This window comes from Streptococcus sp. CCH8-H5 (assembly GCF_001556505.1).
GTDB lineage: Bacteria > Bacillota > Bacilli > Lactobacillales > Streptococcaceae > Streptococcus.
Genome location: NZ_LSIZ01000119.1, coordinates 1 through 517 on the forward strand (window position 1 = coordinate 1; position 517 = coordinate 517).

The 517-nt window shown below is 42.0% G+C and carries 1 protein-coding gene; it reads right to left on the reverse strand.

The window, feature by feature from the left end:
- The coding region (locus AX663_RS08360) for a Spy0128 family protein (RefSeq protein ID WP_156430778.1) at window positions 1-517 on the reverse strand (517 nt) is incomplete at both ends.

Sequence of the window (517 nt, forward strand, 5' to 3'; positions counted from 1 at the left end):
TGTAGTTGGTGGTGTCACTGGTGGAACCACTGGTGTTGGAGGAGTCGGTGGTGTTGGAGGCGTAGTTGGTGGTGTAGTAGGAGGTGTGTTTGGTGGAGTTGTTGGTGGTGTATATGGTGGGATAACAGTGTTGTTAAACTCAGTATCTTCTGGCAATTGAGAAATTGCTGTCAAGACTTTACCGTCTTTAGTTACTGAAACAACGACTGTAGCTACCATCTTATCGTAGGAAACAGTTGCATCGTTACCTTGTACTTCTTCTACTGTGTAGACGTGATTACCTTCTTCACCACGTTTGTACTCAAGTGCTGAGAACTTGATCTTACCGTTAGCATCATTGCTTACAGTTTCGATCACATTACCCTTGCTATCTTTAAGTACGAAGCTAAACTCACCAGCTTTAAGTTGACGACCTTCAAGTTTCTTAGTGAATTCAAACTCAACCTTAGTTGGGATATTGACTACACGTTTTTCTGTTGGTTTTTCTGGTTTTTCAACAGATTTCTTAGTTGGGTCG